This window comes from Kocuria sp., from assembly GCF_030538595.1.
Classification (GTDB): domain Bacteria; phylum Actinomycetota; class Actinomycetes; order Actinomycetales; family Micrococcaceae; genus Kocuria.
On the sequence record NZ_JAUNTS010000006.1, the window covers coordinates 37,972 to 53,291 of the forward strand.

At 62.7% G+C, this 15,320-nt stretch carries 13 protein-coding genes and 1 tRNA gene; 7 read left to right on the forward strand and 7 right to left on the reverse strand.

Features of this window, described 5'->3' with window-relative positions; all coding sequences use genetic code 11:
• The first annotated feature begins 84 nt into the window (after nt 1-84).
• Both Q4G32_RS06625 and Q4G32_RS06630 read left to right on the forward strand, forming a co-directional pair.
• Nucleotides 85-303 carry a phosphopantetheine-binding protein gene (locus Q4G32_RS06625; protein ID WP_303350176.1) on the forward strand — a complete coding sequence of 73 codons (219 nt, stop codon included), beginning with the start codon at nt 85-87 and terminating at the stop codon, nt 301-303.
• A 150-nt stretch (nt 304-453) separates the two neighbouring features.
• A complete protein-coding gene (locus tag Q4G32_RS06630) occupies nt 454-1,221 on the forward strand; it encodes an SDR family oxidoreductase (RefSeq protein WP_303350178.1) in 768 nt (255 codons plus the stop codon).
• A gap of 95 nt (nt 1,222-1,316) precedes the next feature.
• Here Q4G32_RS06630 and ettA read toward each other — a convergent pair whose 3' ends face one another.
• Complete coding sequence (gene ettA, locus Q4G32_RS06635; RefSeq protein WP_303350179.1) at nt 1,317-2,999, reverse strand: energy-dependent translational throttle protein EttA; 1,683 nt, start codon at nt 2,997-2,999, stop codon at nt 1,317-1,319.
• A gap of 68 nt (nt 3,000-3,067) precedes the next feature.
• A complete protein-coding gene (gene ssb, locus Q4G32_RS06640; protein ID WP_303350180.1) occupies nt 3,068-3,793 on the reverse strand; it encodes a single-stranded DNA-binding protein in 726 nt (241 codons plus the stop codon).
• Between the two features lie 239 nt (nt 3,794-4,032).
• Here ssb and Q4G32_RS06645 point away from each other — a divergent pair.
• Nucleotides 4,033-4,105 (forward strand) — tRNA-Arg (locus tag Q4G32_RS06645).
• A gap of 171 nt (nt 4,106-4,276) precedes the next feature.
• Nucleotides 4,277-4,861: a pyridoxine/pyridoxamine 5'-phosphate oxidase gene (locus Q4G32_RS06650; RefSeq protein ID WP_303350182.1), complete on the forward strand. Its 585-nt coding sequence runs from the start codon at nt 4,277-4,279 to the stop codon at nt 4,859-4,861.
• Here Q4G32_RS06650 and Q4G32_RS06655 read toward each other — a convergent pair.
• Both Q4G32_RS06655 and Q4G32_RS06660 read right to left on the reverse strand, forming a co-directional pair.
• On the reverse strand, nt 4,849-8,043 hold the full coding sequence (locus Q4G32_RS06655; RefSeq protein WP_303350184.1) for a bifunctional [glutamine synthetase] adenylyltransferase/[glutamine synthetase]-adenylyl-L-tyrosine phosphorylase: 3,195 nt from the start codon (nt 8,041-8,043) through the stop codon (nt 4,849-4,851). The genes Q4G32_RS06650 and Q4G32_RS06655 overlap by 13 nt on opposite strands.
• Before the next feature lie 28 nt (nt 8,044-8,071).
• Nucleotides 8,072-9,415 carry a glutamine synthetase family protein gene (locus Q4G32_RS06660; RefSeq protein WP_303350186.1) on the reverse strand — a complete coding sequence of 448 codons (1,344 nt, stop codon included), beginning with the start codon at nt 9,413-9,415 and terminating at the stop codon, nt 8,072-8,074.
• A gap of 304 nt (nt 9,416-9,719) precedes the next feature.
• Between Q4G32_RS06660 and panB the strand changes: the two genes are divergently transcribed.
• Complete coding sequence (gene panB / locus Q4G32_RS06665) at nt 9,720-10,565, forward strand: 3-methyl-2-oxobutanoate hydroxymethyltransferase (protein WP_303350188.1); 846 nt, start codon at nt 9,720-9,722, stop codon at nt 10,563-10,565.
• A gap of 171 nt (nt 10,566-10,736) precedes the next feature.
• On the opposite strand, the gene Q4G32_RS06670 is transcribed toward panB, so the two are convergent.
• Nucleotides 10,737-10,913, reverse strand: coding sequence for an SPOR domain-containing protein (locus tag Q4G32_RS06670; protein WP_303350189.1), 177 nt, complete (start codon nt 10,911-10,913; stop codon nt 10,737-10,739).
• Between the two features lie 137 nt (nt 10,914-11,050).
• Here Q4G32_RS06670 and map point away from each other — a divergent pair, with 137 nt between their 5' ends.
• On the forward strand, nt 11,051-11,977 hold the full coding sequence (map, locus tag Q4G32_RS06675; protein ID WP_303350191.1) for a type I methionyl aminopeptidase: 927 nt from the start codon (nt 11,051-11,053) through the stop codon (nt 11,975-11,977).
• Between the two features lie 89 nt (nt 11,978-12,066).
• The gene (gene ppgK, locus Q4G32_RS06680; protein ID WP_303350346.1) at nt 12,067-12,876 is read left to right on the forward strand and encodes a polyphosphate--glucose phosphotransferase; all 810 of its coding nucleotides are present in this window, start codon (nt 12,067-12,069) and stop codon (nt 12,874-12,876) included.
• 481 nt (nt 12,877-13,357) lie between these two features.
• Here the strand turns inward: ppgK and nrdR are convergent, their stop codons facing one another.
• Nucleotides 13,358-13,969, reverse strand: a complete 612-nt coding sequence (gene nrdR / locus Q4G32_RS06685; protein WP_303350193.1) for a transcriptional regulator NrdR — start codon at nt 13,967-13,969, stop codon at nt 13,358-13,360.
• Nucleotides 13,970-13,972: 3 nt separating this feature from the next.
• The gene (hisD, locus tag Q4G32_RS06690) at nt 13,973-15,319 is read right to left on the reverse strand and encodes a histidinol dehydrogenase (protein ID WP_303350347.1); all 1,347 of its coding nucleotides are present in this window, start codon (nt 15,317-15,319) and stop codon (nt 13,973-13,975) included.
• Between the last annotated feature and the right edge of the window lies 1 nt (nt 15,320).

Consider the following 15,320-nt stretch of genomic DNA (forward strand, 5'->3'; position numbering starts at 1 on the left):
CTGAACCTGAATTAGGTTAGGCTAACCTGTGTTAATTGACGAAATCGAATGACGCCGGCGAGTTTCCGGCGGAGATGAGGGACGATGCCGGAAATCCTCGAGAAGTTGCAACGCGATGTGGCCGACGCGCTGGGAGTGACCCCCACGGAGGTCGATACTCACGCCGACTTGATGGAGCTGGGGTTGGACTCAGTGCGCATCATGGGTCTGGTCGAACAAATTCTGGCCGCTGGCCACGACGTCGACTATGCCGATCTGGCGTCCAACCCACGCCTGGCTTCTTGGGCGCACCTGCTGGACTAATCGGAACGAATCCGCACTACCCGGCGGTGTTGAACCTCAGCCATGGCGGGGTCGAGTCGCTCACAGCAGCTCCGCCGTCGTATTCATTTCGGAGGAAACTCGCATGATCCAATTGCGCAACCCGCTGCCCACTACAGTCCCGGAGCTCTCATGACGTCCCGGCCCATCGTGGTGGTCACGGGGGCAGAGGGTGGCATTGGTCGAGCCGCGGCCAACCACATGGCCGACATACGTAGCGCTGCGGGCGACTCAAAGTTCACTGTCGTCAGAGCGGACCTCGGTGAAGTTGCGGGCCCCCAGACCCACCCACTAGATGTCACCGACTCCGCGGCCTGCAGCGCACTGTTCGAAGACATCGCAAGATTAGGCCCGCTCCGAGCCGTGGTCCACACAGCCGGGACACTCATCAGTGGTCCAGCAATGTCGGCCGATCCAGCAGAAATCGAGCGCGTCATTCGCGTGAATCTGCTGGGAACCGCGCACGTTCTCACCGCTGCCGCGCGAGTCATGGTGGCTCAGGACCCTGTTGGTGCCGATCGGGCTCGCTGCCTCCTGACGGTCGCCTCAAACTCCGCGCGTCGCCCGAGGTCCGGCCTGGCCGCCTACTCGGCCACAAAGGCTGCCGCATCCCAATTCACCCGCAGCCTGGGCTTGGAGCTTGGTGACAACGGAATCCGCTGCATGGTGGTTTCCCCCGGAACCACAGACACCCCGATGCTTCGGGCCATGTGGGAGGGCGAGGACCACCGGGACCAAACTGTGGCGGGAAACCTTGCCACCTACCAGCCCGGCATCCCGCTACAACGCATCGCCGCTCCGGAGGACATAGCACCGCTCATTGGCTTTCTCCTCTCTGAGGGGGCTGCGCACATGACGCTGGGCGACATCGCCGTCGACGGTGGCGCCAGCCAGTCCTAACCCCCGCAACTCCGCCGAGATCATGGTTTTGGTCGCTTTGAGGGCTCCGAAAGCGACCAAAACCATGATCTCGGCGGAGTTGAATAGGGGGCAGGTCAGTCGCGGGTCAGGCGGCGGTGGGTCACCCGCTTGGGGCGTGCCGCCTCCGGGCCCAGGCGCTCCACCTTGTTTTCCTCGTAGGACTCAAAGTTTCCTTCAAACCAGTACCAGTTGTCCGGATCCTCCTCGGTGCCCTCCCACGCCAGAATGTGAGTGGCCACTCTGTCCAGGAACCACCGGTCGTGAGAAATGACGACGGCGCAGCCTGGGAACTCCAGCAGCGCGTTCTCCAAGGAACCCAACGTTTCCACGTCAAGATCGTTGGTGGGCTCATCCAGCAGCAGCAAGTTGCCGCCCTGCTTCAACGTCAACGCCAAGTTCAGGCGGTTGCGCTCACCGCCGGAGAGCACACCGGCCTTCTTCTGCTGATCCGGGCCCTTGAAACCGAAAGCGGAAACATAGGCACGCGATGGCATCTCCACCTGGCCCACGTTGATGAAGTCCAGACCGTCGGAGACCACCTGCCACAGGGACTTCTCCGGATCAATGTTCTCTCGGTTCTGATCCACGTAGGAGATTTTCACGGAGTCGCCGACCTTCAGCTCGCCGCCGTCTTTCTCCTCCAGACCCACAATGGTCTTGAACAGCGTGGACTTACCCACACCGTTGGGGCCGATCACACCCACAATGCCGTTGCGCGGCAGCGTGAAGGAGAGATCGTCAATCAGCACGCGGTCGCCAAAGCCCTTGCGGAGATCTTTGGCCTCGATCACCTGGTTGCCCAGACGCGGTCCCGGGGGAATCTGGATTTCCTCAAAGTCCAGCTTGCGGGTCTTCTCTGCCTCCGCAGCCATCTCTTCATAACGAGCCAAACGGGCTTTGGACTTTGCCTGACGTCCCTTGGCGTTGGAGCGCACCCAGTCGAGCTCGTCTTTCAGGCGCTTGGCCTGCTTGGCGTCCTTTTTGCCCTGAACTTCCATGCGCTTGGCCTTGGTGTCCAGGTAGGTGGAGTAGTTGCCTTCGTAGGGGTAGAGGCGGCCGCGGTCCACCTCACAGATCCATTCAGCCACGTGGTCCAGGAAGTAGCGATCGTGAGTCACCGCCAACACGGCACCCGGGTAGGCAGCCAGATGCTGCTCCAACCACAACACGGATTCGGCATCCAGGTGGTTGGTGGGCTCATCCAACAGCAGCAGGTCCGGCTTTTCCAACAGCAGCTTGCACAGCGCCACACGACGGCGCTCACCACCGGAAAGGTTGGTCACTGGAGTGTCACCCGGGGGGCAACGCAGAGCGTCCATGGCCTGCTCCAGCTGGGAGTCCAAGTCCCACGCGTTTGCGGCATCAATGTCAGTCTGCAGGCTGCCCATTTCCTCCATGAGGGCATCAAAATCTGCATCCGGCTGGGCCATTTCCTCAGAGATCTGGTTGAAGCGGTCCAGCTTGGTCTTGATCTCGCCAACGCCCTCTTCAACGTTGCCGCGTACGGTCTTTTCCTCATTCAACGGGGGTTCCTGCAGCAGGATGCCCACCGAGTAACCCGGGGACAGACGCGCCTCGCCGTTGGAAGGTTCGTCCAGTCCAGCCATGATTTTCAGAATCGTGGACTTACCGGCACCGTTGGGGCCGACCACGCCAATCTTGGCGCCCGGGTAGAACGACATGGTGACGTCGTCCAGGATGAGTTTGTCGCCCACTTTTTTGCGGGCCTTGTTCATGGTGTAAATGAATTCCGCCATGACCACCAGGCTACCTGCGGCCGCCGGTGCCCAGGCAATCCGCGCCGCCTACGCACCGGCGGTTTTCCTCACCGCGTAGAGGCGCTCATCACATCCGCCCCTTCCTCCGTATCCGCCTCAGACTCGTCCAGTTGAAACTCCACACGGGATTCCTGGTTCAGATCAGCAACTTCCCCCGGTTGCAGGCCCACTCCACCCGTCATGGAGTCGCGCTGCGGGGACCATCCGGTCATCCGATCGACGACGCCGCCCTCCCCCTCACCAAACACCTCACCGGTGTCCTGGTCGTAGGACACATCCGCTTCACCGTGGACACTGTCTGCATCGTAAGGCTGCGTGCGGGACTGGTGCTGGGCGTCGTCGTGATGATCTCTACTGTCCCTGGCATCCCGGGCTGCCGCGCTCTCCTGAGTGACCCCGTTGTTGCGGCCGCTACCAGCTCGGGTGTATTTGGCCGAGCCCAGGGCAAGATCCGGGCCCACTGATGTGGCTTCAATTTCTACGGTGAGGCGTTTGTGACCGGCGTTGTCCATCCACTCACGGATCTTCAGCCGCCCGTGGACCAAAACCGCGTCTCCCACGGCCAATGAGGCCGCCACGTTGTCCGCCAAGTACCGGTAGTTGGTGACCGTATACCAGTTGGTGGCACCGGCATCCACCCATTCTCCCTTGTCAACGTCGTACCTTCGGGAGGTTGAGGCAAGGCGGAAGTCTGAGACATGGATGTTGTTGAAGGTCTGGCGCAGTGAAGGCTGGGTGGCCACAAAACCGCGCACTGTGATCGTGTCAGTCATGAGTGCTCCTGATCAGAGGGCCGCACCGTGATGGCCGGCCGGTTGATCCCTGACCCGGGGCGGATCCCCGGAGGGTTCACCCCCACTGTGACGCGCCTGGTCATGGCCCCGCTGAGGATTCCCGACCAAATGGGCACAACCACCAGGCACTCCAAAAACTTTCATCGCTGTGGAGGGTCCACTCCGGGAGTCAGGACGTCACAACGCAGTGCGGCGGGTTGGTTAGACTGTCTCGGTCAGCCTCGGTAGCTCAGTGGATAGAGCAGGAGCCTTCTAATCTCTTGGTCGGGGGTTCGACTCCCTCCCGGGGCGCTTTCACCCCATCTGGCGCACGTTGCCCGTGCGCCAGATGGGGTGTGCCGTGTCTCCCACGCTGTTCCATCTGTAGTCTTCCTCGGTGATTCCAGCGACTCGCAGCAGTGGCAGGGCAATTCGTACACTTGGCAGCTTTGTTCGGGTCTCATCAGTGCCACACTGGAGCTCATGGGACAGGATTCAGCCGCTCGCCTCCGCAAGATTCCGTCTTTGACGGGCACAGCGCCCCCTCTTGACTTCAACCGCCTTCCATCCGATCCAGTCACCATGTTCTATTCGTGGCTGGATGCCGCACTGGCTGCGGGGGTGGCCGAACCTTTGGCCGCCATGCTGGCCACAGTTGACGACGACGGCGTCCCCGACTCTCGCACCCTTCTCCTGAAAGACGTGGATGAGCAAGGATGGGCCTTTGCGGGGCTGGCCTCCAGCCGAAAAGGTCAGCAGTTGGCACGCAACCCATCCGCGGCATTGAATCTCTGGTGGCAACCCATGGCAAGGGCAGTCAGGGTGCGGGGCATCGTGATGGAAGCGACTCCAGCAGAAAGTCATGCTGATTTGGCGGCTCGCAGCCCAGCCGCACAGGCTGATGTGCGCCCGAGTGACTGGCGATTGTGGCGGATTCGTCCCAACCGGGTTGAGTTCTGGCAGGACGCAACCGATCGGCGCCACATCCGCATCACGTACACCCGGGATTCGGAAGGGTGGACACTTGAGGAAGCCCCACCGGGTGGAGCGCAGGTTCAGCGGCCGTAGAAGACTCGCTCGAACACGGCGCGGGCTTGCCGAGTGATGCGCAAGTAGTCATCTTCCAGAGCCCCGGCGTGGCCGGGCGGGTACCCGCACCAGCGAGCCACGGCTTCCATGTCCAGTCCAGCCTTGGGCAGAACATCTGAGGCCCGTCCCGTGCGCAGAACGTTGTAATTGCGGATCTGCGTGCACAACCGCCAGGCACGGGCCAGGGCCTGCGCATCCGCTTCTTCCAACAGGTCTTCCTCCACGGCTGCTTGGAGGGTGCGCAACGTGCTGGTGGTGCGCAACGCGGGGTGATCGTGAGCATGTTGAAGCTGCAGCGTCTGCGCCAGCCACTCGACGTCGGACAGTCCACCCCGTCCCAGTTTCAAATGGCGAGTGGGGTCGGCACCTCGTGGCAAACGTTCATTCTCCACACGGGCTTTCATCCGCCGGACGTCATTGAGCTGCTGCGCACTGAACTGCGCCGGGTACCGGTGGGGGTCAATGACCTCCGTGAAGTGGCGTGCCACCTTGTCCGAACCCGCCATGGGCAAAGCTCGGGTCAAAGCCTGGAACTCCCAGGTCTGCGCCCAACGGTCGTAATACTCGCGGTAGGACTCCACGGAACGCACCATGGCCCCCTGCTTGCCCTCCGGTCGAAGATCGTTGTCGATCTCCAGGGAGCGTTCAGCCACGATCACGGGATCACACGGGGACTTCAAGAGTTGCACCATCCGCTGAATCACGCGCAGTGCCTGGTCAGAAGCGCACTGCTGATGGTCGCCGTCGCTGGCCTCCGCAGCCAGAGCATCCGGTCCAGTGGGCAACGCGCCATCGTCCATTTCCTGATGCCCGTGGTCATGATCACCGGTACACGGCTGGAAGGCATACATGACATCAGCATCGGAGCCGTACCCGATCTCCCGGCCGCCCTGCCTCCCCATGGCCACCACCAGAACATCTGCCATGCAGCCGGACTCCTGGTGCACGTAAATGTCGCGTTCGGCCACGTGCAACGCGCCCAAGATTGTGGCTCGGTCAATGTCAGACAGCGCCGCCACCACCGCATCAACATCCACCAGACCGCAGGCATCGGCCAGAGCAACCCGCAATCCCTCACGACGACGCAGCACCCGGATCATCCGGATGGCACCATCGGCATCGCTGTGGCGGCCCATTTGCGCCTGGATCTCATTCCAGAGATGTTCAAAGCTGCGCGGCACAAGGTCGTCGTCGCGGCCCAACCACGCCACTGCTTCCGGCTGATTTTCCAAGGAATCCGTGATGTACCGCGAAGAGGCCAAAATCTGACACAGACGCTCTGCGGCGGTGTTCGAGTCGCGCATCATGCGCAGGTACCACGGGGAACTTCCCAAAGCCTCGGAGACGCGACGGAAACCCAACAACCCGGCATCGGCATCCACCCCCCGGGCAATCCACTCCAGCAGCACCGGCAACAGGGTGCGCAAAATCTCCGCTCGGCGGCTCACCCCCTTGGTGAGAGCTTCCAGATGCCGCTGCGCCGCACGCGGATCCCGGTACCCCAGGACTTCCAGGCGGTCGCGGACCTGCTCGTCACTGAGCTCCACCCCATCCAACGGGGTGTGAGACAACGCTGCCAACAACGGCCGGTAGAAGATCTTTTCGTGCATTCCCCGCACGGATCGCTGCACCTGATGCCACTGCTCCACCAGGGCATCACCGCGCATCCGCTGCTGAGCGTCCGGGGCCTGCATGGCCACCGCAATCACCGCAAGCTCATGGCTTTTGGTGGGCATGAGATGGGTGCGCCGCAACCGGAACAGCTGAATGCGGTGTTCCAGCAGTCGCAACCAGCGGTAATGGGCGCCGAACTGCTCTGCATCGCGCCGAGCAATGTAGCCGCAATCGGAAAGTGCCTGTAAGGAGTCAGTGGTGGACTGGGTTCGCACGCGGTCATCGCTGTGACCGTGAACCAGTTGCAAGAGTTGAACCGTGAACTCCACGTCACGCAGGCCACCCGGTCCCAGTTTGATCTGACGTTCCCGCTCCTCAGCGGGGATGTTGTCTGTCACCCGACGCCGCATGGCCTGCACGGACTCCACGAATCCCTCGCGCTGGGAGGACTCCCAGACGAACGGGGTGATGGCTTCCGCATACTGGGACCCCAGCTCAGCATCTCCAGCCATGGGGCGGGCTTTGAGTAAAGCCTGGAACTCCCAGGACTTGGCCCACTTCTTGTAATACCGCACGTGGGAGGACACAGTCCGTGAGAGCGGGCCGTCTTTGCCTTCCGGGCGCAAGTTGGCGTCCAGTTCCCACAGCGGTGGCTCAGCAGAGGTTGCCATGATGGCGCGTGCCGTTCCGGAAGCCAGTTTGGCAGCGAGCACGGAGGCGCACTCCTCTTCTGCCATGGAGGTGGCAGCCGGTGCAGTCTGCGCGTCAGCTCCGGAGGAGGTACCGGGAATCTGCGCCAACAACTCGTGAACGTAGATCACGTCCACGTCTGAGATGTAGTTCAGCTCGCGGGCACCGCATTTGCCCATGCCGATCACGGCCAGACTGAGCCTGGGCAGCAGGGCGGATTCGGCGTCGTCAACGGTTTGGGCCAGCTCAGCGCGGGACACTGCAAGGGCCGCATCAATGGCGGCCGCTGCAAGATCGGCCAACTGACGCCCGACGGCGGGCACGTGGTCAACCGGGCTGATCGCACCAAGATCTCCCACGGCAATCCGGGTCAGCTCACGGCGGTATGCCACACGCAATGCCTGATAGGCCTGGTCCCCCGTGGCGGTGGCAACGGGCAACCGATCGGAAGGTGTGGCCCCCACGGCCGCCAGCAGGTGATTGCGGAACTCGGTGGCGGGGATCTCCTGCGGCTCGGCCTCAAACGGATGTTTGACCAGATCAAGCTGATCCGGGTGACGGATCAGGAACTCCCCCAGCGCCTCGGAAGCTCCCAGCAACCGGACCAGTGGCGCGGCAGCCTCCGTGTCACCGGTGAGCACCTCCGCAGCAGACGGGTGGGCCTCAATCAAACGCACCAGCGAGCGCACTGCGGTGTCCGGGCTGGCGGCGTATTCCTCCAGCAGCTCCAGCAGAGCCCCCAGGTCGGCGGAGGCCAGTTCCGGGAACTGCAGCCAGCGCCGAGCCTGTTTGAGATCGGCAAAACCCACGTGGATGAGCTGCCCGTCGGTGAGGGTTTCCACGGTTTTGGGTTCCATCTGCTTGCCAAGCCCCGGGGGCACCATCTCAGAGCAAACCCAGGTTGGATTGCAGTTCGTGGCGGGTGACCACCGTGCGGTAGCTCTCCCATTCGGCACGTTTGTTGCGCATCAAGTGGGTGAAGACCTGTTCGCCCAGAAGATCTGCCATGAACTCAGAGTTTTCCGCTGCCCGGATGGCATCATGCAGGCTGGCAGGCATGGGTTCGTGGCCGGCCACCTGCCGTTCGGCTGAACTCATGGAAGCCAGGTCATCGGATTCCACGGCGGGGAGTTCGTATTCCCCTTCCACGCCCTTCAAGCCCGCGGCCATGATGGCGGCGTAGGCCAAGTACGGGTTGGCCGCTGAATCCAGCCCTCGGTATTCAATCCGGGCGGACTGCACCTTGTCCGGCTTGTAGAGCGGCACCCGCACCAGTGCGGAGCGGTTGTTGTGTCCCCAGGAGATGTAGGACGGAGCTTCGGCACCGGACCACAGGCGCTTGTAGGAGTTCACGAACTGGTTGGTCACAATGGCCATTTCAGCGGCGTGCCGCAGCACCCCGGCAATGAAATGCCCCGCGATCTTGGACAGTTGGAACTCCGCGCCAGCCTCAAAGAACGCGTTGGTGTCCCCCTCGAAGAGGGAGAAATGGGTGTGCATGCCCGAGCCCGGGTGGTTGGAAAACGGCTTGGGCATGAACGTGGCGTAGGAGCCGTGTTCCAGTGCGGTCTCCCGCACCACGGTGCGGAACGTCATGATGTTGTCCGCGGTCTGCAGGGGGTCCGCGTAGCGCAGGTCAATTTCGTTCTGACCGGGTCCGGCTTCATGGTGAGAGAACTCAACAGAGATGCCCACGTCTTCCAGAGTCAGCACCACGTCACGGCGGAAGTTCTGCACCACCCCACCCGGGGTGTGGTCAAAGTAGCCTTCGCGGTCCACCGGCACGGGTTCATCCGTCACCCGGTCCAGTTCCGGGGATTTCAGGAGGTAGAACTCGATCTCCGGGGAGGTGTAGCAGGTCAACCCATTGGCTGCGGCCCTCTCCAAAACACGTTTGAGCACACCGCGCGGATCAGCCATGGACGGTTGTCCTTCCGGCGTCAGGATGTCGCAGAACATCCGCGCCGTGGGCTGATCTTCACCGCGCCAGGGCAGCAATTGAAACGTGGAGGGGTCCGGCTGCAACAGCATGTCGGATTCAGTCACCCGGGACAGACCCTCAATGGAGGAGCCGTCAAACCCCAGGCCCTCCTCAAAAGCGCTTTCCACCTCCGCCGGGGCCAACGCGACGGACTTCAAGGTTCCCGTGACATCCGTGAACCACATCCGTACAAAACGAACATCACGCTCTTCAATGGTGCGCAGCACAAATTCTTGCTGACGGTCCATGGACAACTCCTCACACCGGTACTGACTCTTTGAGACCACCCTATCTTCCGGCTCACACACAGCAGGCTGCGCGGAAACCCCGGCGGAAGGTTTTACGCACTGCTTACACGGGCGGGAATGCGTTGTACACACAGTCAGCGGTTTCTCCGAGGGCAGCTGGCCGGAGCCGTCCAGCCACCACCCACAGTCCGGTCACCCACTAGATCCGGCCGCACGGCACTGTCCGGCCACGCTGCACACCTCCCGCCACCCTGCTCCCTCCAACCACGCTGGAACGTGCCCTGCGCGCCGATAGGCTGGGACCATGAGCAACACCTCCCCCGCAGCGGATCAGTCTGCCTTCCAGCTGTCCGCCATCAAACGAGTGCGCACTCACCACTTGGCCCAGGCCAAGGACACCGGCGAGCGCTTCACCATGCTGACCAGCTACGACTTCATGACTGCCGAGCTCTTTGACGCCGCAGGCGTGGACACCCTTCTGGTCGGGGATTCGGCCAGCGCGACGGTACTGGGCAATGCGTCGTCGTTGCCGATCACGGTGGAGGAACTGCTGCCCATGTGCCGCGCAGTGGCGGCCGGTGCCTCCCGCGCGCTGGTGATCGTGGATCTGCCGTTCGGTTCCTACGAAGAATCCCCGGAGCATGCCGTTCGCACCGCAGTGCGGTTCATGAAAGAAGGAGGGGCACACGCCGTCAAGATTGAGGCGGATGCCAGCACAGCGCATCACGTGGCGGCTGTGGTCCGGGCCGGAATCCCGGTGATCGGCCACGTGGGTTTCACCCCGCAGTCAGAGCATGCCCTGGGCGGCTACCGCATCCAAGGCCGTGGTGCCGCGGCGCAGAAAGTCCTGGACGACGCCCTGGCGCTGGAAGCCGCCGGAGCCTTTGCCATCCTCATGGAGATGGTGCCGGCAGAAACGGCGGCCGCTGTGGATCAGGCGCTGGGCGTCCCCACCATCGGCATTGGCGCCGGCGCCGTCACCACCGGACAGGTCCTGGTCTGGCAGGATGCGCTGGGTCTCAACGGGGGGCGCGTGGCCAAATTCGTCAAGCAGTACGCGGACCTTCGCGCCGTCATGAGCCAGGGCGTGACGCAGTACATCCGCGAGGTCAAGGACGGCACCTTTCCCACGCAGGAACACACCTACTGAGGTGCGCTGAAAGCGCTGAGCTGTCCCAGCAACCCGTCTCCACCACTACGACGACGGCGCAGCGCACCTCCGTGGGTGTGCTGCGCCGTCGTCGTGGTGGTGGTAGCGGCGGTGGCGGATGATCTAGACGTTCAAGTCGATCTCAACCGGGCACGCTGGTGCTGATGCTGTTCAGTTGTCCTGACGGTATTCGCGTTCGTTGTCATCCCAGCGTTTGGTGTTCTCTGCGGCGGTCTGCAGGGCACGCTGGGCGTCCTCACGTGAGGTGTAGGGCCCCATCAACTGGCTGTAATCGGACTGCGCCCCGACTTCGACCTCGCCGGTCTTCAGGTTGTACCAGAACTCCATGACGTCCTCCGCTGGTGAGTGGTGAAACTTTTGCTGTGGGCCCGTAACCGGGCGCCCTGCTGGTTACCCTACGGCACGGAGCCAATTAGGCTTGCGGAAGTTTCCGCCGTCGTTTGAATGCCAGGAGCGCCACTCACGTGAGTACCAGCCGTACCTCCGCCACCACCACCCACAACGCCCCGGCCCAGCCCGGACGGGCACCCGTGGGCCGTTTGACCCCCGGTGTGCTCAGCCCGTGGCGTTCAGTGCCCGCTGCCATCACGCGCCCCGAGTACGTGGGCAAGGCTGAAGCGGATGAAGGCAGTGACTCCAACATGTACACGCCGGAGGAGATCGAACGCGTACGCGCCGCCGGGCGGATTGCGGCCAATGCTCTCCAGGAGGCGGGCAAGGCCTGTGTTCCCGGCACCACCACCGATGAGCTGGACCGGATTGCCCATGACTACATGTGCGACCACGGGGCCTACCCCTCCACCCTGGGCTACCGGGGATACCCCAAATCCCTGTGCTCCTCCCTCAATGAAGTCATCTGTCACGGCATACCGGACTCCACGGTGCTGGAGGACGGCGACATCATCAACTTGGATGTGACCGCCTACAAGGACGGCATGCACGGAGACACCAATGCCATGTTCCTGGTGGGAGACGTGGACCAAGAATCCCGCCTCCTGGTGGAACGGACCCAGGAAGCCCTGAACCGAGCGATCAAAGCGGTGCGTCCGGGACGGCAGATCAACGTGATCGGGCGCGTGATCGAAAAATACGCTCGGCGCTTTGACTACGGCGTGGTCAGGGACTTCACCGGCCACGGTGTGGGCCGCGAATTCCACTCCGGTCTGATCATTCCCCACTACGACGCCGCCCCCGGCTACTCCACAGAGATCCGGGCGGGCATGATCTTCACCATTGAACCCATGCTGACCCTGGGCACCATCCAGTGGGATCAGTGGGATGACGACTGGACCATCACCACCCGCGACCGTCAGCGCACCGCCCAGTTTGAACACACCATGGTGGTCGCCGAAGACGGTGCCGAAATCCTGACCCAACCCGACCCTGCCTGAGGGCACTGCTGCCCCAGCGAAAGGACCACACCGTGAGCAACCAGCAACCGAACACCACCGGCCACCGCGAAGGCGACCCCGTCCCACCCGTGGCCACGGGATCACCCACCAGCTCCCGCCGAGTGATCGGAATTGACGTGGGCGGCACGGGGGTCAAGGGCGGCATCGTGGATCTGGAGGTGGGCGATCTGGTGGGCGAACGCTTCCGCATTCCCACCCCGCAGCCGGCCACCCCGGAAGCCGTGGCGGAAGTCATCCGCCAGATTGTGGCTGAGCTACAGTCCCGCGAAGGCGCCCCGGCACCGGATTCACCGGTTGGTGTGATCGTGCCATCCATTGTCAAAGACGGTGTGACCCTGCTGGCCGCCAACATTGACCCCACGTGGGTTGGGGCCAACATTGCCGGCCTGCTGGCGGAGATCCTGAACCGCCCGGTGGCAGCTCTCAACGACGCCGACGGCGCAGGCCTTGCCGAAACCCTCTACGGTGCGGGCAAGGACATTGACGGGACCGTGCTGGTGATGACCTTGGGCACCGGTATTGGCTCTGCACTGATCGTGGACGGCAAGCTGGTTCCCAATGCCGAGCTGGGCCACTTGGAACTGCACGGACACGACGCCGAAACTCGGGCCTCCGCCACCGCCCGCGAACGCGATGACCTCTCCTTCAAGAAGTGGGCCAGCAAGCGTTTGCAGCCCTACTTTGAGCACGTGGAAATGCTGTTCACACCCTCCCTGTTCATCATCGGGGGCGGCGTGTCCAAGAAGGCGGACAAGTTCCTTCCGCTGTTGGAGTTGAACACGCCCATCAAGGTGGCGCAGCTGCGCAACAACGCCGGAATTGTGGGCGCTGCCCTCTGGGCCGAGGGGGATGCGGTCTCCACCACCGGGGAGGCCTGAGCCCCCATCTGGTAGTGCAGCGCTCTGCTGGGAGTCCGGCGCCCAGCTCCCATCTGGTACTCCCATTCCCCATCCAGCCGTGAGTCCCCACGTCATGACGTGGGGACTCGCGGCTTTTTGATGATCTCGACCGTCAGATGGGAGCTCAACCAAAAGTCTCACGTAAACGTTGAATCGAGTCTCAACGTCCAGGTCGAGCCATGGCGGTCCCTGCAAATGCGTTTCAAGTCTTCTGCTGGAAGTGAGACTTGATGTTTGACCCCACTCGACCCAGGGCATGAATAAAGCCCGGTAGGTGTCGCGGCTTCCCCTCCGCAACCCCTACCGGGCTTTGTGGTTTCAGTTTAGGACCACAATTCCGGGATGTGCAACCCAAAGTGCCCCAATTTTTTTGAATCGAGGCAAAATCCACCCGTGATTGGGGTTCCCGTTCCACCACGTTCACTCACCGGAGCCCCATCAGGCCCGTCAATACGCGGGTTTAAAGTAAACGTTCCTGTCCAGGTTGAGAGTTTGAAGATTTTTCAGTTCGACTTGGAGCAGATCGAGTCTGACTCTTGGGTTGAGAGTTCAATCCGGGGCGTCGTGACCTACGTGGGGCATGGGCGCCATCCTCCACCAGCGCTTGCTGGCCCACGGTCTGGACTTGTTGCTCTTGACGCAAGACCTCAATGGCCGACTCAAAGTCATTGAGATCGTCAAAAGCCTGATACACGGAGGCAAACCGCAGGTAGGCCACCACGTCCAAGCGGCGCAGAGGTTGCAGGATGGCCAGCCCCACTTCATGGGCCTCAATTTCGGCAATACCTGCCGAGCGCACGGACTCTTCCACCTCCTGAGCCAATTTGGCCAGGTCATCCTCCGTGACCGGCCGTCCCTGACAAGCCTTGCGGACACCGGAGACGATCTTGGAGCGCTCAAAGGGTTCGGTGACCCCGGAGCGTTTGATCACCGAAATGGAGGTGGTCTCCAGCGTGGAGAACCTGCGACCGCAGGAACCGCACTGCCGACGCCTGCGGATCGCGGCGCCGTCGTCAGTGGTGCGAGAGTCCACCACCTTGGAATCCGGGTGACGGCAGAAAGGGCAGTGCATGGATCAAGCCTCTCCGCCGGGGACGTTGACCGTGCGCTGACCACGAAGAGCGACTGCCACACCGTGATTGGGCAGGTTTTCTTCCTCTGCCAGAGCAACAATGTCATCTTCGAGCTCCCCCAGGGCCTCCTGGGTGTACTCGATGACTTGAACGGCCTTCATGAAACTGGTGGTGCACAGCCCTTGGGCGTACACCGCTGAACCGCCCGTGGGCAACACGTGGTTGGAGCCAGCAGCGTAGTCACCCAGCGGTACGGGGCTGTAGGGGCCCACGAAAATTGCACCAGCATTGCGGATACGCGCGGCCACGTCGCGCGGGTGTTCGGTGTGAATCTCCAGGTGCTCGGCGGCGTAGGCATCGGCTGCCTGGATGGAGGCCGCCAGGTCATCGGTGAGAATCACCCCGGACTGCGGGCCTTCCAACGCGGTCTTGATGCGCTCGGCGTGACGGGCCTGCGGAGCCATTTGCGCAATGGCCTCTGCCACCCGCTGAGCCATCTGGGGGTCATGGGTGATCAGCACGGAGCCCGCATCAGGGTCGTGTTCGGCTTGCGACATCAGATCTGCGGCAACAAAAACGGGATCCGCGGTGTGATCGGCGATCACGGCGATCTCTGTGGTTCCAGCCTCCGCATCCACGCCCACCATCGAGCGCAGCAATCGCTTGGCCGTTGCCACAAATATGTTGCCCGGTCCGGTGATGGTTTGCACCGCTTCCAAGGTGTCACCGTGATCGGAATCTGTGAGCCCGTAGGCCATGGCCGCCAGCGCTTGGGCACCGCCGATGGCCCACACCTCGTCCACCCCCAGCAGTCCCGCGGCGGCCAGGATGGTGGGGTGCGGCAGACCGCCGAACTCCGCCTGGGGCGGGGTGCACAGGACCACGGAGTCCACCCCGGCGGCCTGGGCAGGAACCACGTTCATGACCACTGAGGACGGATAGACGGCCAATCCGCCGGGTACATACAGCCCCACGCGAGCCACCGGGGTCCAGCGGTGAACCAGCCTGGCACCAGGTGCCACCTCCACGTGGGCATCCGCTGGCCGTTGGGCCGCAGCGAATGTGCGGCACCGTTCGATGGCGGATTCCAAACCGTGGCGAACCTTGGGGTCCAACTGATCCACCGCAGCACGAATGGCTGCCGGATCAACCCGCAAACGGTCCTGTTCCACACGGTCAAACCGTGCAGCATATTCACGTAGAGCCTCAGCGCCGTCAGTCCGCACGTGATTGATGATGCCTCGCACAGTCTCTTCCGCTTGCCCCAAGGACTGAGGGGTCTGCCGCGGGACGGCTGCACGCAGCTGAGCCCAGGTCAACTCACGCCCACGCAGGTCAACGGTGCGCATG